We start from the raw sequence: 24,544 nt of genomic DNA on the forward strand, positions 1-24,544 counted from the left end.
AAAGGCTCCGCGGCAATCAGCTCGCGGACGCCTCGTCCTTGGCGTCGCCCTTCGCCGGCTCACCCTTGGTCCGCACGCCCGAAATCATCTGGCGCATCTGCCGCACGCGAACGCCGTCCGAAATCTCGAACTCGATCTGGTCGTCGTCGACCACCTTGGTCACCTTGCCGACGAGGCCGCCAGAGGTCACCACGGTGTCGCCACGGCGGATGTTCTTCACGAGGTCCGCATGATCGCGCACCTTCTTCTGCTGCGGGCGCAGAATCAGGAAGTACATGATGACGAAGATCAGCGCGAATGGCAGCAGCGACATCAACATGCTGTTGGTATCACCACTCGCTCCAGCCTGGGCAAACGCAGGAGTAATCAGCATTCGGACGATCCTCGGATTAAGACGGGAAAGGACCGGCAGCGCCCTCGGGTCGGGGCGGTATGGCGGTCCGGACAAATTCGCGCGGACTATAGCGGCCGCGGTCCCAATTGCAACGTTAACGGACCTTCATTTAGGGCGCTTGCGGGACCGCCGCCAGCCCGATAAGGCTGCGCCGTCAGGAACTGGACAAATGCCGAAAAAAGCCAAGAAAACCACCAGCAAAACAGCCAGCAAAACCGCCTCCAAAGCGGCAGCCAAAAGCGTTGCAAAAGCCGCGACAAAACGCCCGGCGACGGAGCTCAACGGCGTAACCGTCGAGCGGATCGCGAACGCCCTGGAGACCATCGCCAGCCGGCTTGCAGCCGCCTCCCCGACTCACGATCCGGCCAAGTCGCTCAGTGCCGCGGACGCCTTTGTCTGGCATCCGGACGGACGGCTGGCTCCAGTGCCGCGCGTCAGCCGCGTCGAGATCGGCCTGCTCAAGGGCGTCGACCGGATGCGCGATATCCTGATGGAGAATACCGAGCGCTTCACCAACGGACTGCCCGCCAACAATGCGCTGCTCTGGGGCGCCCGCGGCATGGGCAAGTCGTCGCTGGTCAAGGCTGCGCATGCCAGCATCAATGTCGACCGCAAGCCGGCCGACCGGCTGAAGCTGATCGAGATCCATCGCGAGGACATCGAAAGCCTGCCCGGCCTGATGGAGCTGCTGCGCAGCTCCTCGTTCCGCTTCATCGTGTTCTGCGACGACCTCTCCTTCGACGGCAACGACGCCTCGTACAAGTCGCTGAAGGCCGTGCTGGAAGGCGGTATCGAGGGACGCCCCGACAACGTCATCCTCTATGCGACCTCCAACCGGCGACATCTCCTGGCGCGCGAGATGATCGAGAACGAACGCTCGACCGCGATCAATCCGGGCGAAGCGGTCGAAGAAAAGGTGTCGCTGTCGGATCGCTTCGGCCTCTGGCTCGGCTTCCATCGCTGCAGCCAGGACGAGTACCTTGCGATGGTGAAGGGCTATTGCGATCATTACGGCATCAAGATCGCCGAGGACGAACTCGAGCGCGAGGCGCTCGAATGGTCGACCACCCGCGGATCGCGCTCCGGCCGCGTCGCCTGGCAGTACACACAGGAACTCGCGGGCCGGCTCGGAGTGCGGCTGAGCGGCGCGTAGCCCGGGTAGCGCGCCCGGCAACGCGCGGGGCTTCTGAATTCGGTGCGGCATGGGTACACTCGGTCCATGCCGGCCGACCCAAGCGCGATTGCGAGACGATGTGGCGAGTGCACCGCGTGCTGCGATGGCTGGCTGAAAATCCGGATTCGTGACCACGACGTCTATCCGGGGCAGCCATGCCCGTTCAGCAGCGCGGGCAAATGCACGATCTACCACGAGCGCCCGGTTGACCCCTGCCACAATTTCGTCTGCGGCTGGCTGGCGCCGACAAGCCCGCTGCCCGACTGGATGCGTCCGGACAAATCCGATCTCATCTTCCTTCCCGCAAGCTTCGCCTGGCGGACGATCCCGGTCGACGTCGCGGTCGCCATCGGGAAGCGTCCGAAGGCAAAGGCGCGCACTTGGCTCGAAGCCTTCAGCCGTGACACGCGGCGGCCCCTGCTGCTGCAGTCGGACGGGGAATGGCACGCGCATGGACCGCCGCAATTCCTGCGCGACATGGTCGAGCAGATATCCGGCGGCCTCGATCCGCTGCGGTAATATAAGACCTCAAACCAAGCATGCCTTTACTAAAGCAGGCTCTATTTTGGCATTCATTATCCCAAACCGGCCATTTTATGTTGCAGTGCACTCATAATTTGTCAGCAATACCGACATAATTCGAAAAGGGCATTTTTATCAGCTACTTCAGCGCCATCTAAGTAAGTCAAATTTTATTCCAAAAACCTCGGTGCGACAAATTGATGCACTGCGATAGTATCATCGTACCTATTTTGTCACATGCCGCGATTAATCGCCATCAGCTCACTCATCAGCCGTGTATCTGGCATTTGGTATACATTAGCATTTCCACCCGTTTGCAGCCTCAGCAGCCCGTTGAGGTGATCGGCAAATGGGGGATCGAATGAAAAAGAGACTTCTCGTAGGGACTGCATCCGCGGCGATTTGCCTGGCGCTCGCGCAACAGCCGATACATGCGGCAACGCTCGACGACGTCATGGCACGTCTGGATGCACTCGAACGAAACAATGCAAAACTCGCCAAGGAGAACGCTCAACTCAGGGATCGCGTGAATCACATCACGAGCGCTCCGGCTCCGGCCGCAGCGTCGACGCCCAAGGGCAATCCGGTCCAGCACGCGGCCGTTGCGCCCTCCCCAACGCCGCCGGCTCCCGAACATGCCGTCGTCAGCATCGGTGGCGCGCCGATCTACAGCAAGGCGCCCGGCGGCAACGCCTTCGTCGACAACACCACCGTTACCCTTTACGGCCACGTCGATCTATCGGGCGACTTCTTCAACGCCGGCGTGTTCGATCAGGGCAACAAGTTCGGCGTGGCGAGCAACCTCACCTATTTCGGCGTGCGTGCCCGCCACAACCTCGAGCCGTACGGCTTCGCCGGATGGGCCGCCGTGGCCCAGTTCGAATCCCTGGTCGAGGTCGCGGCTACGCCGACCGAACGCGCCGCGTTCGGCACGCGCGACAGCTTCATCGGAATGGAAACACCGTGGGGTGCGATCAAGGCCGGCAAGGCGGATACGCCGTACAAGAAATCGACCGCCAAGTTCGATCCGTTCTCGGCGACGCTCGGCGACTACAATTCGATCATGGGCAACACCGGCGGCGACCTGCGCGCAGAGTTCGATTGGCGCGCAGCGCACGCGGTCTGGTACGAGTCTCCGATCTGGAACGGTTTCCAGGCAACTCTGATGGCCTCGCCCGGACAGAACACGGCGAAGGACAACAGCGATTTCGCACTCGGCGACTTCAACTGCCCCGGCACTTCTGCGCGCGGCAGCGGCAGCGGCTTCCCGTTGACCTCGGCGCCGGAGGGCTGCACCGATGGCTCGTACGGTAATCTGTACAGCGCCTCGCTGACCTACAACCAGGGTCCGTTCACGGCGGTCGCCGCCTACGAGATGCATGAGGGCACCAACCGCACCGGTGACGAGGCCGTCACGCCGCTCAGCAATGGTGGCGTGTTGATCGTGCCCCCCGGAGCCGTCGGCATCGCCAACGAATGGGCCGCGAAGCTCGGCGCCGGCTATGGCTTCAATGACGGCATCGGCAAACTGCAGCTCTACGGCATCTATGAGATCATGCGGCGCGAGAACACCGTTGCCGACTTCAACGAGCGCTCGCGTGACGGCTACTTCATCAGCGCCACGCAGTCGGTTGGCGCCTGGGATGTCAGTGCGTCCTGGGCTCACGCCAACGCCTCGCCGGGCTCGCCCGGGACCGGCGTATTCAACAACTACACGGTCGCTCCGCCGGCCGGCTCGGCCGACTTTGCACTCAACAGCGTGGACAGCAGCGCCGATCAATATGCGGCAGGCGTCAAGTACCACTTCAGCCCGTTCGCAACCTGGTATCTCGTCGGCAGCTATCTGCGCAACGGCCCCGGCGCTCACTACTGCCTTGGCGTGAGCGGTCATGGCTACGGCGTGTGCGGACGCGACGCCAACAACAACGTGGTCGCCGGCAACAAGGCGAGCGCGGTCACGACCGGCATGACGTTCGACTTCTAGAGCCATCTCCGAGAGCGCTCTGGATCAAAAACAAAACGGGGGAGGCTTGCGCCTCCCCCGTTGTCTTTGTTGTGAGACTTGGAAGTCCCGGCGCGTAACTTACGCGCCGTTGAGGAACTGGAGCGGATCGACCGGGGACGATCCCTTGCGGATCTCGAAGTGCAGTTGCGGCGAGCCCGCCTCACCCGACTGACCGGACTTGGCAATCACCTGGCCGCGCTTGATGGTATCGCCGCGCTTCACAAGGATTTCGCTCGCATGGGCGTAAGCGGTGACGTAGCCGTTGGAATGGCGAACCAGCACGAGATTGCCGTAACCCTTCAGCTCACTGCCGGAGTATGCGACGACGCCGTCTTCGGCTGCCTTCACCGGCGTGCCTTCGGGCACCGCGACGTTGATGCCGTCATTGACCTTGCCGTTGGTCTTCGAGCCATAAGCGGTGATGACCTTGCCGCGCACCGGCCAACGGAAGGTCGGCAATGCGCCGGTGGCGTCGCTCGACTTGGTGGCGACCGGCGCTTCAGCAGCGGCCGCCGGTTGTTCGACAGCTGCAGTCGGCTGCACCAGCCGCGCACTCTGCTGAGGCAGCGCCGTGGCGACGACCTTCGGGGTGGCCATGGCCGGGGCCGGGGCCGCAGCGACCGGCGCAGTCAACCGGTTGCGCGACGGGGGCAGTAGCAGCCATCGCTGTCTTGGCGCCGGGCACGACGAGCTTCATGCCGAGGCTGAGCCTCGCCGACTGGTCGAGATTATTGGCGCGGGCGAGTTCGGCCACCGGGATGTGGTGCTGGCGCGCGATGCTGTGCAGCGTATCGCCACGATTGACGTAGTGCACGCCAGCAGGCGCGGCTGCCACAGCGACCGGCCGGGTGGCGGGGGCTGCCATCGCAGGAGCCGCGGCGACTGCTCCTGGACGCGGAATGACCAGCTGCTGGCCGGGCGACAGCGCGCGCGGTCCCTTGTAGCCGTTGGCGCGCAGGATATCTGCGGTCGAGACGTTGTAGCGGCGCGCGAGCACCTCCAGCGTGTCGCTGGTGCCGACGATGATGGTGGTGCCGCTATGGCCGGCATGCGCCGCGGCGACCGAATGCGGAACGGTGCCGGTGGCTTCGATCTGCGGGCGCGCGGGCGACGGCGTGTACGACGAAAGCCCGCGGCCGCCTCCGGAGACGCCAGCGTTGGCATTGGCGACCGGGTAAGACTGCGGCGCCGCAACCGGCGGCGGCAGCGGCTGTGACTGGTACTGTGAATACTGCGGTTGCGTTCGCGGCCGCGCGTATTGCGGCAACTCGCGCGGCGGCGGCCCCTGCACGGTGCCGGTCGGCTGCGGATCAAACGCGAACGGATTTTGCGAGTAGGAATTTTGCGAGAAGCGCGACGACATGTCGGCGCTGCAACCGGCAAAAGCCATGGACATCAGCGTCAGCACCGCAACCTGCGGTACGCGACGCGAGCGAAGCAACTCAACAACCCCAGACATGGTTACTCACTCGTACGCAACAAAAGACTGTTTTGAGTAAACACGTACCGAGTAAATAACCGCTTAACCCTGCGAATAAGGCGTTGGTGCCAAGCAGCAAATCGCCGAATTTACAATTCGCGCGCGATTCCCGGCAGCGCCGGCACAAAGCGGACATCGACCAGTTCCTTGCGGTCGAAGCCGTTCTCCGTCCGTACCATGCGGACCAGGGTCTGCGTGCCCTGATGCGGTCCGACCGGGGCGATCAGGATGCCGCCGGGATCGAGCCGCTCCAGGAGCTTCTCCGGAATCTGCTCCATCGCCGCGGTGACGATGATGCGATCAAAATCGCCCGCGCCAGCCGGGACGTCGAAGCCGTCTCCGAGCAGCACCTCGATATTGTAGTAGCCCAGCTTTTCGAGCCGCTTGCGGGCTCCGTCGGCCAACGTCCGGTAGCGCTCGATGGTCAGGACCTGCTTGCACAGCCTGGACAGCACGGCCGCCTGGTAGCCCGAGCCGGTGCCGATCTCGAGCACGCGGTGGTCCTTCTGCAAATGCAGCTGCTCGGTCATGTAGGCTACGACGAAAGGCTGGCTGATGGTCTGCCCGCAGGCGATCGCCAGCGCGCTGTCGCGATAAGCATAATTGCGATCGCGCGGATCGACGAACACCTCGCGCGGCACCTCTTCCATGGTACGCAGCACCGCCTGATCGCTCACCCCTCGCCGCCGCAGGGTCAGCTGAAACATCATCTTCTCGGTCGGATCGGGGTTCACGGCCATGTTCGTCAGCGTCTCTGGGCAGCAGCTCGGAATCTCGCTCCGCTTGATGCCATTGAAATCCGAAATACCGCGTTAAGGAAAAATTTCCCGTCCCCTTTTGTTCCCGGTCAGGAACCGTCACCCGATTTCATGTGGTGCCGACGTCGCAGCTTCCCATATAATCTGAGGCAATGCGCGGCTGACGCTAGATGGGCGCGGACGTGGGCTCATGGTTGAGGCGTCGTTCGTCTCGCGCCGGACGAATCTTGCGCAACGAGTCAGTTAACGTGCTGCGGCAAACAGCTGTAGCACGCTGGAAACCGGATAATTCTCAAACGTTTGCATTGCGCCTTGTAGCGTTATTTGCGAGCCTGTTTCAGGGACGGGCAAGGATTCCATCATGACAGCGATACGGCCGGCGGGCTGTTCAGTTTTCCTCGTGGAGGACGAGGTCATGATCCGGATGATGGTCGCCGATATGCTGGAGGAACTCGGCCACAGTGTCGCGGCCGAGGCCGGCGAAATCGGCGAAGCGGTCAAGCTCGCGCAATCGACCGAATTCGACCTCGCGATCCTCGACGTCAACGTCAACGGCAAGGTGATCACCCCGGTCGCCGAGCTGATCAACGCCCGCAACCGCCCCTTCATTTTCGCGACCGGCTACGGCTCGTCCGGCCTGCCCCCGGAATATCGCGACCGTCCGGCGCTGCAAAAGCCCTTCCAGCTGGAAACGCTGGCCCAGATGATCTCCAGCGCGATGAAGGGTGCGCCAGTCTAACGATCGATCACCCGGAATTACTTCAGCGTCGCGGTCAGCGCTTCCGAAAACGCTTCATCGGTGCGGTCGAGCCGCAGCGGCGTCACTGAGACGTAGCGCGCGGCCAGCGCGGCGAGATCGGTGCCGTCGGCCGGCGTATCCATCATCGCCGCACGCTCGAAGCCGATCCAGAAATACGGATTGCCGCGTCCGTCGTGACGGCGATCGATCTTCAGAAAACCCTGATTGCGCTTGCCCTGCCGCGTGATCCTGATGCCCTTGACGTCATCGGGCATGCACGACGGGAAGTTGACGTTGATGACGGTGTTTCTCGGTACACCCGCGTCGATCACCTTGCGGATGATGTCGGGTCCGAATTTCAGCGCCGTGTCCCACAGCGGCGCGTTACGCGTCTCGATTGAAAATTCCTGCGACAACGCAAACGACGGAAAGCCGAGAATGGTGCCCTCCAGCGCGCCGGCGATGGTGCCGGAATAGACCACGTCCTCGGCAACGTTGCGGCCCTTGTTGACGCCGCTCAGCACGAGATCCGGCAGCTTGTCTCCGAGAATGTGGCGCGCGCCCATGATGACGCAATCGGTCGGCGTGCCGCGCACCGCGAAATGACGCGGGCTGACCTCGCGCAGGCGCAGCGGATCGTTGAGCGACAGTGAATGCGAGACGCCGGACTGATCGAGCTCGGGGGCAACGATCCAGACGTCATCGGACAACGAGCGCGCGATTTGCTCGACGACCTGCAGGCCCGGAGCGTGGATGCCGTCATCATTGGTGCAGAGAATTCGCATCCGTCAAAGTGCCTTTTGTTCCGGTCGACGCAGTTTTCTTGGGTTGCAGTTTCTTGGGTTGTTGTCGTCTTAACCGGCTAGGGCCGCGGAGGCAAACCTGACGACGGCCCGTGCCATCGCGTCGACGTGACACGCCATGGACGCACAAACCTACCGCTGCCGGCGATCTTGCGGTCGAACACCGGCCAGGCCGGTTGGGCCGGCCGCCGGACGACCGTGATAACGGGTGTCAGCGGCGGCGGCTGGAGTTTTTTGGCCGGTGCGGCCTGGCGCATTTCGGGCTTGAGAGCCACGGACCTGAGCGCCACGGACCTGAGCGCCACGGGTTCGGGCTCCGAAGATTCAGGCTTCGAAGGTTCAAGCCTGGAAGCCTCGCGTTCGGCAGGCTCAGCTTTGACTGGCTCAGGCTTGGCTGGCTCGGGCTTGATGGTTTCAGGCTTGAGAAGTTCAGCCTTGATCGGTTCAGCCTTTAGCCGTTCAGCCTTGATAGGTTCAACCTTGGGCGGTTCAGACTTCCGGGCCTCAGGTTTGGACGGCTCGGGGGCGACCAACGCGGCTGGGCGCAGCTGGGGCTTTGGAGGATTCGCAAGCTCCGGGTTGAGGAGCTCGGCTCTGGTCGGTTCGACCTTACGAGGCTCAAGCCTCGGCGGTTCGGGTTTGGGCGGCGCCGGTGCGGGAGCCTCGGCCGGTCTTGCGACGGGCGCCGCCGCTGCCGATTTCGATTTCAGCCGCGCAAGCAACTCCTCGATGGAGGGCACCGATGTCGGCTCAAGCGGCGCAGCAGGTGGCGTGGCCCTGACTGGAGGCGGCGGCGACGCGACCGCCGCCGATGGTGGTGGCAGATCGGCCGGTGCAAGGTGTGCGAACTTGCCGCGTGCGATCTCCAGCGCGTTGTCGAAGTCCACTCGGTCGATCCAGGCCTTCGATTGCACCTCGATCACGCGGGCTTCCCACAGGCGCGCGGCCTCGATGTCGTAATAGCCCATCTGCTTCTGGTTGATCAGCTGCAGACCATGGCCGGTGACGGCCCATTGCTTGCCAAGCCAGTGGATGTCACGGTGGAGCGGCATCACACTCGCCCTCGCCTCACATGCCGTGCTCGATGACCTTGAGCCCGCCCATATAGGGCTGCAGCACATCGGGCACCGCGATCGAACCGTCCTGCTGCTGGTAGGTCTCCATCACAGCGATCAACGCGCGCCCGACTGCCGTGCCGGAGCCGTTCAACGTATGTACGAAGCGCGGCTTGCCGTCGGGGCCGCGATAGCGCGCGTCCATGCGGCGGGCCTGGAAATCGCCGCACACCGAGCAGCTCGAAATCTCGCGATAGGCGCCGCCGTCGCCCTGCCCCGGCATCCAAACCTCGATGTCGTAGGTCTTCTGCGCGGAGAAGCCCATGTCGCCGGCGCACAGCGTCATCACGCGATAATGCAGATCGAGTTTCTGCAGCACCTGCTCGGCGCAGGACAGCATCCGCTCGAGTTCGTCCTTGCTGGCTTCGGGCGTCGTGATCGACACCAGCTCCACCTTGGTGAACTGGTGCTGCCGGATCATGCCGCGCGTATCGCGTCCCGCCGCGCCCGCCTCGGCGCGGAAGCACGGCGTCAGCGCAGTGAGCCGCATCGGCAGCTCTCTTTCGTCGAGGATGGATTCGCGCGCGAGGTTGGTCAGCGACACTTCGGCGGTCGGAATCAGCCCGAGCCGCTCGCTGCGCAGATCGGCATTCGGTGTCGAGAGCAATTCACCCTTGATCGCCCAGAACTGGTCGTCCTCGAATTTTGGCAATTGGCCGGTGCCGAACATCACGGCGTCGCGCACCAGCAGCGGCGGATTGATCTCGGCATAGCCGTGCTCGCCGGTGTGCAGGTCGAGCATGAACTGCCCGATCGCACGCTCGAGTCGCGCCAGCCCCTTCTTCAGCACGACGAAGCGCGCGCCGGACAATTTCGCCGCCGCCTCGAAATCCATGTATCCGAGCGCGGTGCCGAGATCATCGTGCAGCTTCGGTGCAAAGCCGTAGTCGCGCTTCTTGCCGAACACATGGTGCTGGACATTGCCATGCTCGTCGGTGCCGTCGGGCACCTCGTCGAGCGGCAAATTGGGAATCGACGATAGCTCCTTGGTCAGCTCATCATCGAACGTTTTCGCCGCCAGCTCGAGTTGCGGCATCGTGGTCTTCAGCTCGGCGACTTCCGCCATCAGCTTGGCCGCGCGCGCCTCGTCCTTCGCCTTCTTGGCGTCGCCGATCTCCTTGGAGGCCGCATTGCGCCGCGCCTGGGCCTGCTCGGACGCCAGGATCGCAGCCCGCCGCTTCTCGTCGATCGCCAGCAGCGACGGCGACAGGGGCCCGAGTCCGCGGCGTTTCAGGCCGGCGTCGAATTCTGTCGGGTTGTCGCGGATCGCTTTGATGTCGTGCATGGCAGTCGAGGTCCTAACGTCGCTCTTGCAGATAACGTTGTATGTCAACGTTTTGCAGCGTGCCTCAACTAGCACAACTGTCATCGCCCGCGAAGGCGGGCGATCCAGTATTCCAGAGACGTCGGCGTGCCACCGAGAAGCCGCGGCGTACTGGATACCCCGCTTTCGCGGGGTATGACACCGAGTGCGTGGAAAAACCGCCCTATTCCGCCGGATTGGTCGCCGACGGCGCCGCGGCTGAGGTGGTCGCGGCCTTCTTCTCCACCATGCGGACGGCGATGATGGCGCCCTCATAGAGCGCCAGCAGCGGGATCGCGAGCGAGGCCTGGCTCAGCACGTCGGGCGGCGTCAGCACTGCGGCGATGATGAAGGCGACGACGATGAAGTAGCGCCGCTTCTCCTTCAGCATCTTCGAGTTGACGATGCCGATCCGGCCAAGCAGCGTCAGGATCACCGGCAGCTGGAACGCGATGCCAAAGGCAAAGATCAGCGACATCATCAGCGAGAGATATTCGCCGACCTTGGGCAGCAGCTGAATCTGGGCGGTCTCCGCGCCGGCGGTCTGCTGCATGCCGAGCGAGAAACGGGTCAACATCGGGAAAACCACGAAGTAGACCAGCATCGCGCCCATCACGAAGAAAATCGGTGTCGCGACCAGATACGGCAGGAAAGCATTGCGCTCATGCTTGTAGAGCCCGGGCGCCACGAACATGTAGACCTGTCCCGCGACGATCGGGAACGAGATGAAGGCGGCCCCGAACATTGCGAGCTTGAGCTGGGTGAGAAAATACTCCAGCAGCGCCGTGTAGATGAATTTCGAATTCTCCGGTCCTGCCACCCAGATGAACGGCCAGACCAGGACGTTGAATATCTGCTTGGCGAAGAAGAAGCAGATGATGAACGCCACGGCGAAGCCGAGCAGCGCCTTGATCAGACGCGAGCGCAGCTCGATCAGATGATCCATCAAGGGGGCCTTGGAGGCCTCGATGTCTTCGGCGCTCATGACGCCCTCGCGTCCTTCAGCACGTCGGGCTCTGCCGGCGTCACGTCCTGCGGCGCAGGTTCGGGCTTCACCTCATTGGCGATCGCGAGCGGCTCGCCAGTGGCAGCGTGCGTCTCAGCCTCGACGAAGGTTTCCGGTGTCGGCTCGGCAGGTGTCGTGGGCGTCACCGGCGCGTCGATCGCGGAGGCGACCTGGGCATCGACCGGCTTGTCGATCTGCAGGGCGTCGCTGACGTCCTTCTGCAGCGAGGTCATGATGTTGCCACTGGTGATGCCCGTTGCGGCTTCCCTGACCTCGTCGAAGCTCTTCTTGAGGTCGGCCATCTCGGCCTCGCGCATGGCTTCCTGGAACTGGCCCTGGAATTCGGAGGCCATCCTCCGCGCCTTGCCCATCCATTGCCCGACCATGCGCAGCACGCCCGGCAGTTCTTTCGGGCCGATGGCGATCAGCGCGACGACCGCGATGACGACCAGTTCACTCCACCCGATATCGAACATGAATTCTTCCGCCTAAGCGCGCCGCCATCGGCCCCATCGGTCCCTGACAGGATCTGGGGCTGCCGGCGCCTTTTCTCAATCGGCGTCCATAGCGCGTCTCTGCGACGGCGTCACCGTTTCGCGCAAGGAAAAACGTCGAAATATGCGACAGTGCAAGCGCGTTAGACGGCCTTGCTGCCGACGTCCTGGCGCGCGGCGGACGGCGTCGAATTGTGATCGATCGACTTGGTGGGCTCGGTCTTCTCCACGACCTTGTCGTCGTCCTGCATGCCCTTCTTGAAGGCCTTGATGCCCTGGGCGACGTCACCCATCAGGTCCGAAATCTTGCCGCGTCCGAACAGCAGCAGGACCACTGCGATCACGACGATCCAGTGCCAAATGCTCAGCGAACCCATCCTGCAACCCTCCAGAAATGGCCGGCGGACCGGCCTGAAACATGGCCGGAAGTTAGGCCCGCGGGGTGTCAAAAACAAGGACCTCGGCCGCGGCAAATCGCTGTCGCGGCTACGTAATATTGCTAGGCTTAACCGGGAATATTTGGGGCTATTCGCCCCTGTCCTCGGCGTCGTCCTCATCGCCCGCGTGGTCGGCGCGCTCGTCCGGCTCACCAGCGTCGGGCTCGGCCGCGTCCACCTCGGCGGCAGCTTCCGCTTCCGCTTCGGCTTCGATTTCGGCTTCGGCCGTCACGTCCACCTCGGCGGACTCAACCTCGGCAGCCGCTTCGGCCTCAGGCTTCGGTTCCTCCGCTTCCGGCTCGACAGCCGGCGCCAGCAGAAGTTCCAGCGTATCGCCGGGCTCGAGCGGCTCCTCGTCCTCCCGCAGCGTCGCGTCATCCGACGGCGACGGAACGGAAAAGCCGGTCGGCAGGCGCGAGTCGAGCAGACCGGTGCCCTTCAGTTCCTCGAGTCCCGGCAGATCGCCGAGCGCTTCCAGGCTGAACTGCGACAGGAACCCGTCGGTGGTTCCGAACGTCAACGGACGGCCTGGCGTCTTGCGGCGGCCGCGCGGGCGGATCCAGCCGGTCTCGAGCAGCACGTCGATCGTGCCCTTCGACGTGACCACACCGCGAATCTCTTCGATCTCGGCACGGGTCACCGGCTGGTGATAGGCGATGATCGCCAGCACCTCGATCGCTGCACGCGACAGTTTCCGGGTCTCGGTGCTCTCGCGCGTCATCAGCCACGACAGATCGCCCGCGGTGCGGAACGTCCATTTGTTGGCGACGCGCACGAGATTCACGCCGCGCGGGGCATATTCCGCCTGCAACTGCGCGAGCGCCTGCTTGATATCGACGCCGTCGGGCATCCGCTTTGCGAGCGTTGCCTGATCGATCGGCTCCGCCGACGCGAACAACAGGGCTTCCAGGAGCCGCAATTCCTCAGGACGCGCTACCGGATGATCCATAGGAGAAATCTCCTCCTCGGGCTCGTCTCTGCGCACTTCCGCCAAGCTTGCCATGGGCTTGCTCTCCTTCTTCCACTTACTCAACCGACAGGTCCGGCGCTGCCATTGCGGCCTGCGCTTGACGCTTTCGGAAATAGATCGGCGCGAACGCCTGCTTCTGGTTGATTTCCATCTCGCCTTCGCGAACCAGTTCGAGGGCCGCAGCAAAGCTCGATGCGAACACCGTCGCCTTCTGCTTGGGATCGGCGACGTAGTTCATCAGGTACTCGTCGAGGCAGCTCCAGTCCTCGGCGAGGCCGACCAGCCGCTCCAGCGAGGCGCGCGCTTCCGCCAGCGACCACACGGTCCGCTTGGCCAGATGCACCGAGGTCAGCACGCGTGACGCGCGCTGCGTGGCATAGGCCGACAGCAGGTCGTACAGGGTTGCGGTGAACTTCGGGTGCTTGATCTCGGCGATCGATTCCGGATTGCCGCGCGGAAAAATATCGCGCTGGAACTGCGGCCGGTTCATCAGCCGGTTCGCCGCCTCGCGGATCGCCTCCAGACGGCGCAGCTGGTTGGCGAGCGCGGTTGCCATTTCCTCGGCGCTCGGGCCCTCCGCGGTCGGTGGTTCGGGCAGCAACAGCCGTGACTTCAGGAACGCGAGCCAGGCCGCCATCACCAGATAGTCGGCGGCGAGTTCGAGGCGAATCTTGCGCGCCGCCTCGATGAACGAAAGATACTGGTCGGCGAGCGCAAGGATCGAGATCTTCGACAGGTCGACCTTCTGCTGGCGCGCCAGCGTCAACAACAGGTCAAGCGGGCCTTCATACCCCTCGACGTCGACCACCAGCGCCGGTTCGCCATCGGCGAGGTCGGCCGGCCGCCCGGTCTCAAACGATAGAATTTCAGCGGTCATGCCGTCCCTACCCGATCCAACAACGCATCCAGTTCAGCCCGCGCCGCCTGCCGGTCGAGCGGCTGGGGCGGCCTGCGCGCGGCGAGCGTCGCCTTGGCTCGCTCAAGCGCCTTGCCGGTCAGTTCCGGCGTCTCCCGCGCGACGTCGCGCATCTCGTCGATATTGCCGTTGCAGTGCAGAACCATGTCGCAGCCGGCGCTGACGATGGCGCGGGTCCGTTCGGCAATTGATCCGGCCAGCGCATTCATCGACACGTCATCACTCATCAACAAACCCTGAAACCCGATCAGGCCGCGAATCACCTGTTCGATGATTGTCGCAGAAGTCGTCGCCGGATGGACGGGGTCCAGCGCGCTAAACACAACATGTGCAGTCATGGCCATCGGCAGGTCAGCCAGCGGCTGAAACGCGGCAAAATCGCTCCGTTCCAGCTCGGATTCGGCGGTATCGACCGTCGGAAGCCGGAAATGGCTGTCCGCGGTGGCCCGGCCATGGCCGGGCATATGCTTGAGAACCGGCAGCACGCCGCCCTGTTCCAGCCCCTCGGTGACAGCACGCGCGATCGCCGCGACCTTGCCCGGTTCGGTTCCATAGGCCCGATTGCCGATCACCGCATCCGCCCCCGCCACCGGAACGTCGGCCAAAGGCAGGCAATCGACCGTGATTCCGAGGTCGATCAGGTCGGCTGCAATCAGCCGCGAGCTGAGCCGGGCCGCGCTCAGGCCAAGCTTCGGGTCGAGGTCGTAAAGCGCGCTGAAGCTCGCGCCGGGCGGATAAACCGGCCAGTGCGGCGGGCCGAGCCGCTGCACCCGACCGCCCTCCTGGTCGATCAGGATCGGCGCATCGGCCATGCCCGCGGTGGACCTGAGTTCCCCAACAAGAGCGGCCACTTGGGCAGGATTCTCGATGTTGCGCTTGAACAGGATGAAGCCCCATGGTCGCTCGGCGCGAATGAATTCGCGTTCTGCGTCGTTGAGGATCAGCCCGGATACGCCCGTGATGAATGCGCGGTTCGTCATTCGGCCGATTAGGCCGTATGCAGCTCACGGGTCAAGGAAACGGCCTTTAATTTCTTTGGATGAGGCACTGCGGCCCACCGGCCGACATCAGGCTTCGGCACACTTGGTTTGCCTCGTCCGAGGACGCGAACGGGCCGGCGAAGGCGCGGTAGTAGACGCCCTTCTCGCCGAGGTCGACGCGTTTCACCACCAAAGGCTGCGAACCGAGCACGTTGCGATATTTACCCTGCAGCGTCCGATAGGACGATTGCGCGTCCGCCTCGTTCTTCTGCGACGATACCTGGACCAGATATCCACCACCGCCGACCGAGGCGGTCGAGGTCGACGCCACCCGGGTCGGAGGCGCAGCCGGAGCGGCGTCAGCCTGGCCGGGGGCCAGCGACATCGGTGCATTCACGCTGGCATTGGCCGCTGCCGGATTGCCGCGCGAGATCGGCGGTTTTGCAGCTGCCGGCGGCTTGGCCGGTGCAGCGACCGCGGCCTGCGTGCCGTCGGGGGTTTCGCCCTTGACCGAAAGGGTGCGGATCTTGCGTGGCTCGTTGTTCGGCAAGGTCCCGTTCGCGGTGAGCGGCGCCGGCGCAGGCTGCGCCGTCTGCACGCTGGCGACCGGCGGCGGATTTGCATTCGCGTTCAACGGCGGAAACACCACGCGCGGTCCGGCGGTCTTCGAGTTGACGTCGACCGGGGCTTCTTCACGCGACACGATCTTCTCGGTGCCGTCTCCCGTCGCCATGCGGTCCGGCGTCTTGGCCGGCGCATCGGCCTGGGCCGGGATCACCTTGGTGGGCGTGTTGTCGGCCTTGATGATCGGCGGTTCACCGGTGCGGGGCGAGCCGACGTAGTTGCGATAGGCGAGCGCAGCGCCGGTACCGACCACCGCAAGCGCCACCACCGCGGCGACCGTGATCAGGCCGCTACTCCGCTTGCGCGGTTCGGGTTCCTCCTCATACGCCTCATAGGCATAGGGATCCTCCGGATAAGCCGGATCGCGCTGCAGATCCTGTTCGCCGGCTTCGAGCTGGCCGTACAGCGCGTCATCATAGCGCGACGGATCCTGCTCATGACCGGCGCTCTGATAATGTGGCTCGTCGTCAAATGCCTCAGGCTGCCGCAGGGCTTCGACCGGCCGATAGGGTGCCACCGGCTCGGGCGCGCGCTGCGGCGGCTGCTGCGCCGCATAGCGGTGCAACGGATGCACCGGGCTCGGCTGGTAGTCCTGCTCCGGCTCTTCGTACTCGGTGTGCTGCACGGGCGGTGGCTGAACCGGCGGCGGAACGACAGTCTCCTGCCGCGCGCGCTGCATCCAGGGCGGCGGGCCGGCCGGCGGCGCGTTGTCCTCTTCAGCCTCGGGCTCGTACTGTTGCGGCCGTGCATTGGCGCGCGACTGCAGCGGGCGCGGCGGCGGCTTGTTGGCGGCGCCGAACGGATCCGTCTGGCCGATCAGCCGGGCCAGTTCGGCGAGTGGATCGCTCTCGGCCCTGGAGGCCGTGTCGGCGGAAAAATTTCGGTCCTGATATCGATCAGCCATCGTGATGATGCATCCCCTTCGGGACAGCGCCAAGATCGCCGGCACAGCCGGTCCGAACGAGTTGGCCCCTGCCAGATGCCCTCACAAATCCCCACTCGTGAGGGCCTAATGCCCCTGCCTACCGCATCTCGGTCGGAGCGTGGACGCCTAGAACAGCTAAGCCCGATGCCAGAACCGAGACGACGCCCTGAACCATTGCCAGTCGCGCCCTCGTGATCTCTGCATCATTATTGATAATGAAGCGTAAATAGGGCAAATCGCGCCCCTTGGTCCAAAGCGCATGAAATTCACTGGCCAAATCATATAGATAAAAAGCGATTCGGTGCGGCTCGTGTGCCACCGCCGCAGCTTCAATCATCCGGGGATAGAGCGCAAGGCGCTTGAGCAGATCGAGCTCGGCCGGGTCGGTCAGGCGCTCGACCGCAGCGTTGCGCAGATAGGCCAGCCGGGCTTCGTCGGTCTCTGGCAGATCCGGAACCGCCTCTTCCCGCGCGTTGCGGAAGATCGAATGGCCGCGGGCGTGACCGTACTGGACGTAGAAGACGGCATTGTCCTTTGACTGCTCGATCACCTTGGCGAGGTCGAAATCGAGCACCGCGTCGTTCTTGCGGAACAGCATCATGAACCGCACCGCGTCCGAGCCGACCTCGTCGACGACTTCGCGCAGCGTGACGAAATCGCCTGACCGTTTCGACATCTTCACCGGCTCGCCGTCGCGCAGCAATTTCACGAGCTGCACGATCTTGACGTCGAGCGCAGCCCTGCCGGCGGTCACCGCCTTCACGGCCGCCTGCATGCGCTTGATGTAGCCGCCGTGATCGGCGCCGAACACATCGATCAGGTTGATGAAGCCGCGCTCGAACTTGTTGCGGTGGTTGGCGATGTCGGATGCGAAGTAGGTGTACGAGCCGTCCGACTTGATCAGCGGACGATCGACGTCATCGCCATAGGCGGTGGCGCGGAACAGCGACTGCTCGCGGTCTTCGTAATCCTCGACCGGCTTGCCCTTCGGCGGCGGCAGGCGGCCCTCGTAGATGTCACCCTTGGCGCGCAGGAAATCGATGGTCTCGGCAACCTTGTTGTTGCCTGACGTGATCAGCGAGCGCTCGGAGAAGAACACGTCGTGATGGATGTTGAGCGCGGCGAGATCGCCCTTGATCATCTCCATCATCATGGCGATCGCCTTGTCGCGCACGATCGGCAGCCACGCAGCTTCCTTCATGTCGAGCAGCCTGGCGCCATATTCCTTGGCCAGCGCCTCGCCGACCGGCACGAGGTAATCGCCGGGATAGAGCCCTTCCGGGATCGCGCCGATGTCCTCACCGAGCGCCTCGCGGTAGCGCAGGAACGCCGAGCGCGCGAGCACGTCGACCTGGGCGCCGGCGTCGTTGATGTAGTATTCGCGGCAGACGTCGAAGCCCGCGAATTGCAGCAGGCTGCACAGCGCGTCGCCGAACACGGCGCCACGGCAGTGGCCGACATGCATCGGCCCGGTCGGGTTGGCCGAGACGTATTCGACGTTGACCTTCTCGGCCTTGCCGATGTCGCTGCGTCCAAACGCGGAGCCGGCAGCAAGCACGGCGCGCAGCGCGTCCGCCCAGACCTGCGGCTTCAGGGTCAGGTTGATGAAGCCGGGACCGGCGACATCGACGGAGGCCACCAGCGCGTCGGCACGCAGCCGCTCGGCGATCTTGTCGGCGAGCTCGCGCGGCTTGGCCTTGGCATCCTTGGCAAGCACCATCGCCGCATTGGTCGCCATGTCGCCGTGGCTGGCATCGCGCGGCGGCTCCACCACGACACGGGACAGATCGATGCCCGCGGGCCAGTTGTCCTCGGTTGCGACAGCGGCACAGATCGCGTGCACGCGCGTCAGCATGTCGGCAAAAAGGTGTGGTGAAGCAGTGGTGTCGGCCATGGCAGGGCGCTAACGCAAATCCGGGGTCGAGTCAAAAAGCCTTTGGTGCTCGATCAGGGCGAAACGGTCGGTCATCCCGGCAATGAAATTGCCGATCCGCCTGTTCCGTGCGCCGGCGGTCTCCTGCACGCTCCCCTCGATCCATTCCGCCGGCAGGTCGCCGGGCGACTGGCGGTAGCGCTCGAAGAGATTGCGGACCACCTGCTCTGCTTCCCGCATGACCAGCATCACCCGCGGATGGCGATACATCCGCCGGAACAGGAACGCCTTGATCGCCGCCTCCTGTTCGGCCACCTCGGGCGGAAACGCGATCAGCGGCGCGTCGTGGTGGCGCACGTCCTGGGCCGATTGCGGCTGGGCGGCCGCCAGGCGCCGGGTCGCCTCGTCGAACACAGCGGTGATGAAATGTGAGATCAGCTCACGCACCAGCTCGGCACCGCGCCGGACCTCGTCGAGATCAGGATAGTGCCGGTCAATCTCGGCGATGATCTCCGCGGTCAGCGGCATCTCCTTGAGGTCGTCGACCGCGAACAGGCCGGCGCGCAGGCCGTCGTCGATGTCGTGGGCGTCATAGGCGATATCGTCGGCGAAGGCCGCGATCTGCGCTTCGAGCGAGGCATAGCTCCAGAGTTCGAGATCGTAGGTGTTGTTGTAATCGGCGATCCCGACCGGAATGCCGCTTTCCAGATAGCGGCCGGCCGGCGCGCCATTGCGCCCGGTGAGCGGGCCGTTGTGCTTGACGATCCCCTCGAGCGATTCCCAAGTCAGGTTCAGCCCACCGAATTCGGGGTAGCGATGCTCCAGCGAGGTGACGACGCGCAGCGTCTGCGCATTGTGGTCGAAGCCGCCGTCATCTTTCAGGCATTCGTCGAGCGCGCGCTCCCCGGCATGTCCGAATGGCGGATGGCCGAGGTCGTGGGCGAGCGCCAATGTTTCGGTCAGGTCCTCGTCGACGCCGAGCTGGCGGGCCAGCGCGCGGGCGATCTGAGCGACCTCCAGCGAATGGGTCAGCCTGGTGCGGTAGTGATCGCCCTCGTGGAAGACGAAGACCTGGGTCTTGTGCTTGAGGCGGCGGAATGCGGTCGAGTGGATCACCCGGTCGCAATCGCGCCGGAACGGGCTGCGGGTCCGGCTCGGCGGCTCCGTGACCAGCCGGCCACGGCTGCGGTCGGGATCGCAGGCATAAGGCGCGCGGGGGGCAGCCATTCCGACCGACACGGTATTTTAGTCCTTATCCATTTGATTCCATGGTCCGACGCACTTAACTATGACTGAAGCGGCGTACCAAATGAATTGGCAATGACGCCGGGTATGATCCGATCAGATCATGCCGAGATAAGGTTTCGGAGACCGATATGACTGCTGCCATCACCGTCAGCGAACGGGCCGCCCGCCGCATCGGGCAAATCCTCAGCAAGGAAGGCGGCGGCGCCAAGCTGCGCATTTCCGTCGAGGGCGGCGGCTGCTCCGGTTTCCAGTACAAGTTCGACGTCGAGCGCACCCAGGCCGATGACGACCTCGTGATCGAACGCGACAGCGCGGTGGTGCTGATCGATCCCGCCTCGGTCCCGTTCTTGGCGGGCTCGGAAGTCGACTTCGTCGATGATTTGATCGGCGCCTCGTTCCGCGTCGTCAACCCGAACGCCACCGCCTCCTGCGGCTGCGGCACCAGCTTCTCGATCTAACTGACGCAGCTTTCCGAGGCGAACCGGAATCCGGTCCGCCGACAGACCGGCTATTCCGCCGCGATCACCTGCGGCCGCTCGACGTCGCCCTCGGCCTGCGGATCGAGCTTGCGCCGCAGCCTGCGGTCGATGCGGTCGAGATAGATGTAGATCACCGGCGTGATGAACAGCGTCAGCAGTTGCGACACGCAGAGGCCGCCGACCACGGCGACGCCGAGCGGCTGACGCAGTTCGGCGCCGGCGCCCGCGCCGAGCGCGATCGGCAGCGTGCCGAAGATCGCCGCGAACGTCGTCATCATGATCGGACGGAAGCGCAGCAGCGCCGCCTCGCGGATCGCGTGCTCGGCGCTGAGGCCGACGCGGCGGCGCTCCAGCGCGAAGTCGACCATCATGATGGCGTTCTTCTTGACGATGCCGACCAGCATCACGATGCCGATCATCGCGATCACAGACAGCTCCATCCCGAACAGCATCAGCGTCAGGATCGCGCCGATGCCGGCCGACGGCAGGCCGGAGATGATCGTGATCGGGTGGATGAAGCTCTCATAGAGAATGCCGAGGATCACGAAGGCCGCGAACACCGCGGCGAGGATCAGCACGCCCTGCCCGCGCAGCGAATCCTGGAACACCTGCGCGGTGCCGGAGAATCCGGTCGCGATCGTCGGCGGCAGATTTGCGGTCTGCTCGAGCTCGGTGATCTTGTCGACGGCGTAGCCGAGCGAATTGCCGGGCGCGAGGTTGAACGAGATCGTCACCGCCGGCTGCTGGCCCTGGTGGTTGATCTGCAGCGGCCCGACCGACGGCACGAGCCGCGCCACCGCATCGAGCGGAATGGTCTGGCCGTTCGCGGTCTTCATGTAGAGCTTCGACAGATCGGACGGATCGACGCGGAACTGCGGCTGCACCTCCAGGATGATCTGGTAGTCGTTCGACGGCATGTAGATGGTGCCGACCTGCCGCGCGCCGTAGGCATTGTAGAGCTGATTACGGACCTGATCGACGGTGACGCCGTAGACCGCCGCTTTCTCGCGGTCGATGTCGACCGTCATCTGCGGGTTCTTGATGTAGAGGTCGGTGGTGACGTCGAGCAGGCCCGGGATCTTCTCGATCTTGTCGCGCATCTCCGGCGCCAGCCGATACAGCGCCTCGGTGTCGCCGCTCTGCATCACATACTGATACTGGCTCTTCGAGATGCGGCCGCCGATGTTGAGGTTCTGCACGCTCTGGAAGAACGCCTGCATGCCCGGGATCTCGCGCGCCTTCTGGCGCAGCCGCCCGATCACCACGGTGGCGTTGTCGCGGGTCTTCTGCGGCTTCAGCGCGATGAATAGCCGGCCGTAATTGGTGGTCGGATTGGGACCGCCGGAACCAACGGTGGAATTGATGTAGTCGATTGCCGGATCGGTGCGCATCACATCGACCAGCGCCTGCTGGCGCACCTTCATCGCCTCGAACGAGGTGTCGGTCGCGGCCTCCGTCACGCCGATCAGGAAGCCGGTGTCCTCCTGCGGGAAGAAGCCCTTCGGCACGATCATGTAGAGATAGACGGTGCCGCCGAGCGTCGCCAGCGTGACCACCAGCATCAGCGCCTTCTTGGCCAGCACCCAGTCCAGCGCCCATTCATAGGCGCGCAGCCAGGCTTCGAACATCGCCTCGAACGCGCGCAGCACGATGTTCGGTCGCTTGGTCGCATCATGCGCGCGCAGCACGCGGGCGCACAGCATCGGCGTCAAGGTCAGCGACACGAAGCCGGAGACGATGATCGCGACCGAGATCGTGACTGCGAATTCGCGGAACACGCGGCCGACGATGCCGCCCATCAGCAGCACCGGGATGAACACGGCGATCAGCGAGAAGGTGATCGAGATGATGGTAAAGCCGATTTCGCGGGCGCCCTTCAGCGCCGCCTCGAACGGCTTCATGCCGTGCTCGATGTGGCGAACGATGTTCTCCAGCATGACGATGGCGTCGTCGACCACGAAGCCGACCGAGAGCGTCAGCGCCAGCAGCGTCATGTTGTTGATGGAGTAGTCCAGCGCGTACATCACCGCGCAGGTGCCGAACAGCGAGATCGGCACCGCCAGGGCCGGAATGAAGGTTGCGGACGCCGAGCGCAGGAACAGGAAGATCACCAGGATCACGAGAGCGACTGCGATCAGCAGGGTCTCCTCGACGTCGCTGACCGCCTGCCGAATCGAGACCGAGCGGTCCATCATGACCTGCATGGTCACCGAGGGCGGGATCGCGGCGCGCAGCGACGGCAGCTTGGCCAGCACGGCGTCGACCACCGCCACCGTATTTGCGTCGGGCTGCTTCTGGATCGCGAGCACGATCGCCCGCTCGTCGTTCATCCAGGTCGCGATCTTGTCGTTCTCGACGCTGTCATAGACCTTGGCGATCTCGTCGAGCCGGACCGGCGAGCCGTTGCGCCAGGCGACATAGATCTGGCGGTAGTCGGCCGCCTTGTCCATCTGGCCGGAAGCCTGCAGCGCGACGTCCTGCTTGGGGCCGTTCAGCGTGCCGACCGGCGTCGAGGAGTTGGCGCGCGACACCGCGGCGCGGATATCCTCCATCGAGACGCCGCGGGCAGCCGCGGCCTCCGGATCGGCCTGGACACGGATCGCAAATTTCTGCGCGCCGTAGATCAGCACTTGCGCAACGCCCGGCAGCTGCGACAGCGCCTGCCCGATCGTGATGTCACCATATTCATTGACCGCCGAGAGCGGCAGCGTCGCCGATCCCAGCGAGACGAACAGCACCGGGAAGTCCGCCGGGTTCACTTTCCGGAAGCTCGGCGGGATCGTCATCTCGATCGGCAGCCGGCGCTGCGCGATCGTCAATGCCGTCTGCACGTCGAGTGCGGCTGCGTCGATGTTGCGGTTGAGGTCGAACTGAATCGTGATGACGCTCGTGCCCTGTGACGAGTTCGAGTTCATTGACGAGATGCCGGCAATGGTCGAGAGCTGACGCTCGATGATGCCGGCGACCGAAGCCGCCATGGTGTCGGCGCTGGCGCCGGGCAGCGTGGCCGTGACCGCAATGGTCGGGAAGTCCACCTTGGGCAGCGCCGAGACCGGCAGCAGGCGGAACCCGAACACGCCGAATGCGATGATCGACGCCGTGATCAGCGTCGTCATGACCGGGCGGCGGATGCAGAGCTCGGATAGCGTCATCGGTCAGGCTCCGGCCCTGCGCGCCCGCAGCTCGACCCGCGATCCCTCCGACAGCAGCAACTGGCCGTCGACGACGACGCTTTCTTCGCCCGCCAAACCTTCCGATATCACCGATGAACCCTGAAAGGTGCGATCGACCTTGACCGGCTGGACCTTGGCGACGCCATCCTTGACGATGAAGACGAAATTGCCGTTCTGGCTGCGCTGGACTGCAACCGTCGGCACCACGACCGCGTCCTCGCTGCGGATGATCAGCTTGGTCTGCACGATGGTGCCGGGCCACAGCGTCTCGCTCGCATTGTTCATGATGCCGCGCACGGTCACCATGCCGGTGGTCGCATCGACGGCGTTCTCGACCATCGCGACCTTGCCGCTCTCGGAACGCTGATGGCCGGGAATCGTCGCGATCACCTTGGGATCCCCCTTCCCCATGGCATCGCGCAGATCGACCAGCGCACGCTGCGGGATCGCGAAGGTGACATAGACCGGCGCCATCTGGTTGATGACCGCGAGCGGCTGGGTGTCGGCGGGGCGAACGAAGTTCCCGACCTTGACGTTGGCGGCGCTGATCCGGCCTGCGAACGGTGCGCGGATCACGGTGTAGCTCTTCTGGACGCGGAGATTTTCCAGCGCGAACTGGTCGGCCTTGATGGTGCCGATCAGGACATCGGATTGGGTCTTGGCATTGTCGAGATTGACCTGGGTGGTCGCGCCCTTGCCGACGAGCTCCGTGTAGCGGCGGAGATCGCGCTGCGCGCCCTCGAGCTGGGCGTGGTCGCGCGCGAGGACGCCCTCGGCCTGCTCGATCTGGGCGTCGATCTGCCGCGCGTCGAGCATGAACAGCAGGTCGCCTTCGTTGACCCTGGCGCCGTCCTCGAAATGCACCGAGACGATGGTGGTCTCGAGCCGCGACTTCAGCGCCACGCTGGAGACCGGCGTCACCTGTCCGATCGCATCGACATCGACCGGCACCGATTTGCGTTCCGCCCTGGCGAGATCGACCGAGACCACACGGGGCCGCGGGATCCCTTGCGTGGTGGCGGCACCGCCGCCCATCCATGAAGCGCGGGTCATGTAAGCCGCCCCGGCCGCAATGCCGAGAACAGCAACAGTCAGAACCAAATTGCGTTTTTTCATAAGTTTTGCA

The 24,544-nt window shown here is 64.3% G+C and carries 20 protein-coding genes and 2 pseudogenes; 5 read left to right on the plus strand and 17 right to left on the minus strand.

The window, feature by feature from the left end:
* Window positions 1-16 precede the first annotated feature (16 nt).
* Window positions 17-373 carry a preprotein translocase subunit YajC gene (yajC, locus tag H8A92_RS09870; protein WP_021081225.1) on the minus strand — a complete coding sequence of 119 codons (357 nt, stop codon included), beginning with the start codon at window positions 371-373 and terminating at the stop codon, window positions 17-19.
* Between the two features lie 190 nt (window positions 374-563).
* On the opposite strand from yajC, the gene H8A92_RS09875 reads away from it, so the two are divergent.
* The 3 genes from H8A92_RS09875 (at window position 564) to H8A92_RS09885 (ending at window position 4,074) form a co-directional block, all read left to right on the plus strand.
* Complete coding sequence (locus H8A92_RS09875) at window positions 564-1,547, plus strand: ATP-binding protein (protein WP_229195632.1); 984 nt, start codon at window positions 564-566, stop codon at window positions 1,545-1,547.
* Between the two features lie 66 nt (window positions 1,548-1,613).
* A complete protein-coding gene (locus H8A92_RS09880; RefSeq protein WP_229195633.1) occupies window positions 1,614-2,087 on the plus strand; it encodes a hypothetical protein in 474 nt (157 codons plus the stop codon).
* 457 nt (window positions 2,088-2,544) lie between these two features.
* On the plus strand, window positions 2,545-4,074 hold the full coding sequence (locus tag H8A92_RS09885; RefSeq protein WP_229195634.1) for a porin: 1,530 nt from the start codon (window positions 2,545-2,547) through the stop codon (window positions 4,072-4,074).
* 99 nt (window positions 4,075-4,173) lie between these two features.
* Here the strand turns inward: H8A92_RS09885 and H8A92_RS09890 are convergent.
* Window positions 4,174-5,554: pseudogene (locus H8A92_RS09890) on the minus strand (peptidoglycan DD-metalloendopeptidase family protein).
* A gap of 110 nt (window positions 5,555-5,664) precedes the next feature.
* Window positions 5,665-6,315, minus strand: coding sequence for a protein-L-isoaspartate(D-aspartate) O-methyltransferase (locus H8A92_RS09895; protein WP_229195635.1), 651 nt, complete (start codon window positions 6,313-6,315; stop codon window positions 5,665-5,667).
* A gap of 379 nt (window positions 6,316-6,694) precedes the next feature.
* On the opposite strand from H8A92_RS09895, the gene H8A92_RS09900 reads away from it, so the two are divergent.
* The gene (locus tag H8A92_RS09900) at window positions 6,695-7,072 is read left to right on the plus strand and encodes a response regulator (protein ID WP_163158269.1); all 378 of its coding nucleotides are present in this window, start codon (window positions 6,695-6,697) and stop codon (window positions 7,070-7,072) included.
* Between the two features lie 17 nt (window positions 7,073-7,089).
* On the opposite strand, the gene surE is transcribed toward H8A92_RS09900, so the two are convergent.
* The 12 genes and pseudogenes from surE to H8A92_RS09960 form a co-directional block, all read right to left on the minus strand.
* Window positions 7,090-7,857: a 5'/3'-nucleotidase SurE gene (gene surE / locus H8A92_RS09905; protein ID WP_229195636.1), complete on the minus strand. Its 768-nt coding sequence runs from the start codon at window positions 7,855-7,857 to the stop codon at window positions 7,090-7,092.
* A 77-nt stretch (window positions 7,858-7,934) separates the two neighbouring features.
* Entirely contained in the window at window positions 7,935-8,927 is a 993-nt protein-coding gene (locus H8A92_RS09910) for a hypothetical protein (RefSeq protein WP_229195637.1), read from the minus strand.
* A gap of 16 nt (window positions 8,928-8,943) precedes the next feature.
* Window positions 8,944-10,275, minus strand: a complete 1,332-nt coding sequence (gene serS, locus H8A92_RS09915) for a serine--tRNA ligase (protein ID WP_229195638.1) — start codon at window positions 10,273-10,275, stop codon at window positions 8,944-8,946.
* Between the two features lie 202 nt (window positions 10,276-10,477).
* Complete coding sequence (gene tatC / locus H8A92_RS09920; RefSeq protein WP_229195639.1) at window positions 10,478-11,278, minus strand: twin-arginine translocase subunit TatC; 801 nt, start codon at window positions 11,276-11,278, stop codon at window positions 10,478-10,480.
* Window positions 11,275-11,775 (minus strand): Sec-independent protein translocase protein TatB, encoded by a 501-nt coding sequence (gene tatB, locus H8A92_RS09925; RefSeq protein ID WP_229195640.1) that lies wholly within the window; start codon window positions 11,773-11,775, stop codon window positions 11,275-11,277. Before tatB ends, tatC begins: the two co-directional genes overlap by 4 nt.
* A gap of 161 nt (window positions 11,776-11,936) precedes the next feature.
* Entirely contained in the window at window positions 11,937-12,170 is a 234-nt protein-coding gene (locus H8A92_RS09930; protein WP_163161112.1) for a twin-arginine translocase TatA/TatE family subunit, read from the minus strand.
* Window positions 12,171-12,330: 160 nt separating this feature from the next.
* Window positions 12,331-13,233: pseudogene (gene scpB, locus H8A92_RS09935) on the minus strand (SMC-Scp complex subunit ScpB); the annotation flags it as partial.
* A 22-nt stretch (window positions 13,234-13,255) separates the two neighbouring features.
* A complete protein-coding gene (locus H8A92_RS09940; protein ID WP_097672191.1) occupies window positions 13,256-14,077 on the minus strand; it encodes a segregation and condensation protein A in 822 nt (273 codons plus the stop codon).
* Complete coding sequence (nagZ, locus tag H8A92_RS09945) at window positions 14,074-15,096, minus strand: beta-N-acetylhexosaminidase (protein WP_229195642.1); 1,023 nt, start codon at window positions 15,094-15,096, stop codon at window positions 14,074-14,076. The genes H8A92_RS09940 and nagZ overlap by 4 nt, the downstream gene beginning before the upstream one ends.
* Before the next feature lie 46 nt (window positions 15,097-15,142).
* The gene (locus tag H8A92_RS09950; protein ID WP_229195643.1) at window positions 15,143-16,624 is read right to left on the minus strand and encodes an SPOR domain-containing protein; all 1,482 of its coding nucleotides are present in this window, start codon (window positions 16,622-16,624) and stop codon (window positions 15,143-15,145) included.
* Window positions 16,625-16,742: 118 nt separating this feature from the next.
* Window positions 16,743-18,539 (minus strand): arginine--tRNA ligase, encoded by a 1,797-nt coding sequence (gene argS / locus H8A92_RS09955; protein WP_229195644.1) that lies wholly within the window; start codon window positions 18,537-18,539, stop codon window positions 16,743-16,745.
* Between the two features lie 9 nt (window positions 18,540-18,548).
* Window positions 18,549-19,757: a deoxyguanosinetriphosphate triphosphohydrolase gene (locus tag H8A92_RS09960; protein ID WP_229195645.1), complete on the minus strand. Its 1,209-nt coding sequence runs from the start codon at window positions 19,755-19,757 to the stop codon at window positions 18,549-18,551.
* Between the two features lie 137 nt (window positions 19,758-19,894).
* Here H8A92_RS09960 and erpA point away from each other — a divergent pair, with 137 nt between their 5' ends.
* Window positions 19,895-20,224, plus strand: a complete 330-nt coding sequence (gene erpA, locus H8A92_RS09965; RefSeq protein WP_092113974.1) for an iron-sulfur cluster insertion protein ErpA — start codon at window positions 19,895-19,897, stop codon at window positions 20,222-20,224.
* A 50-nt stretch (window positions 20,225-20,274) separates the two neighbouring features.
* Here the strand turns inward: erpA and H8A92_RS09970 are convergent, their stop codons facing one another.
* Window positions 20,275-23,397: an efflux RND transporter permease subunit gene (locus H8A92_RS09970; protein ID WP_229195646.1), complete on the minus strand. Its 3,123-nt coding sequence runs from the start codon at window positions 23,395-23,397 to the stop codon at window positions 20,275-20,277.
* A 3-nt stretch (window positions 23,398-23,400) separates the two neighbouring features.
* The gene (locus H8A92_RS09975) at window positions 23,401-24,534 is read right to left on the minus strand and encodes an efflux RND transporter periplasmic adaptor subunit (protein ID WP_229195647.1); all 1,134 of its coding nucleotides are present in this window, start codon (window positions 24,532-24,534) and stop codon (window positions 23,401-23,403) included.
* Window positions 24,535-24,544: the final 10 nt, after the last annotated feature.

Origin of the sequence: Bradyrhizobium acaciae, assembly GCF_020889785.1 — a bacterium.
In the GTDB taxonomy this organism is placed as follows: domain Bacteria; phylum Pseudomonadota; class Alphaproteobacteria; order Rhizobiales; family Xanthobacteraceae; genus Bradyrhizobium; species Bradyrhizobium acaciae.

Coding starts and splice junctions, on each gene's coding strand:
- H8A92_RS09930 (WP_163161112.1), bottom strand. CDS start 12,170: ATGGGTTCGCTGAGCATTTGGCACTGGATCGTCGTGATCGCAGTGGTC.
- argS (WP_229195644.1), bottom strand. CDS start 18,539: ATGGCCGACACCACTGCTTCACCACACCTTTTTGCCGACATGCTGACG.
- H8A92_RS09975 (WP_229195647.1), bottom strand. CDS start 24,534: ATGAAAAAACGCAATTTGGTTCTGACTGTTGCTGTTCTCGGCATTGCG.
- surE (WP_229195636.1), bottom strand. CDS start 7,857: ATGCGAATTCTCTGCACCAATGATGACGGCATCCACGCTCCGGGCCTG.
- H8A92_RS09895 (WP_229195635.1), bottom strand. CDS start 6,315: ATGGCCGTGAACCCCGATCCGACCGAGAAGATGATGTTTCAGCTGACC.
- H8A92_RS09880 (WP_229195633.1), top strand. CDS start 1,614: ATGCCGGCCGACCCAAGCGCGATTGCGAGACGATGTGGCGAGTGCACC.
- H8A92_RS09910 (WP_229195637.1), bottom strand. CDS start 8,927: ATGCCGCTCCACCGTGACATCCACTGGCTTGGCAAGCAATGGGCCGTC.
- erpA (WP_092113974.1), top strand. CDS start 19,895: ATGACTGCTGCCATCACCGTCAGCGAACGGGCCGCCCGCCGCATCGGG.
- tatC (WP_229195639.1), bottom strand. CDS start 11,278: ATGAGCGCCGAAGACATCGAGGCCTCCAAGGCCCCCTTGATGGATCAT.
- H8A92_RS09950 (WP_229195643.1), bottom strand. CDS start 16,624: ATGGCTGATCGATATCAGGACCGAAATTTTTCCGCCGACACGGCCTCC.
- H8A92_RS09885 (WP_229195634.1), top strand. CDS start 2,545: ATGGCACGTCTGGATGCACTCGAACGAAACAATGCAAAACTCGCCAAG.
- yajC (WP_021081225.1), bottom strand. CDS start 373: ATGCTGATTACTCCTGCGTTTGCCCAGGCTGGAGCGAGTGGTGATACC.
- serS (WP_229195638.1), bottom strand. CDS start 10,275: ATGCACGACATCAAAGCGATCCGCGACAACCCGACAGAATTCGACGCC.
- tatB (WP_229195640.1), bottom strand. CDS start 11,775: ATGTTCGATATCGGGTGGAGTGAACTGGTCGTCATCGCGGTCGTCGCG.
- H8A92_RS09940 (WP_097672191.1), bottom strand. CDS start 14,077: ATGACCGCTGAAATTCTATCGTTTGAGACCGGGCGGCCGGCCGACCTC.
- H8A92_RS09875 (WP_229195632.1), top strand. CDS start 564: ATGCCGAAAAAAGCCAAGAAAACCACCAGCAAAACAGCCAGCAAAACC.
- nagZ (WP_229195642.1), bottom strand. CDS start 15,096: ATGACGAACCGCGCATTCATCACGGGCGTATCCGGGCTGATCCTCAAC.
- H8A92_RS09970 (WP_229195646.1), bottom strand. CDS start 23,397: ATGACGCTATCCGAGCTCTGCATCCGCCGCCCGGTCATGACGACGCTG.
- H8A92_RS09900 (WP_163158269.1), top strand. CDS start 6,695: ATGACAGCGATACGGCCGGCGGGCTGTTCAGTTTTCCTCGTGGAGGAC.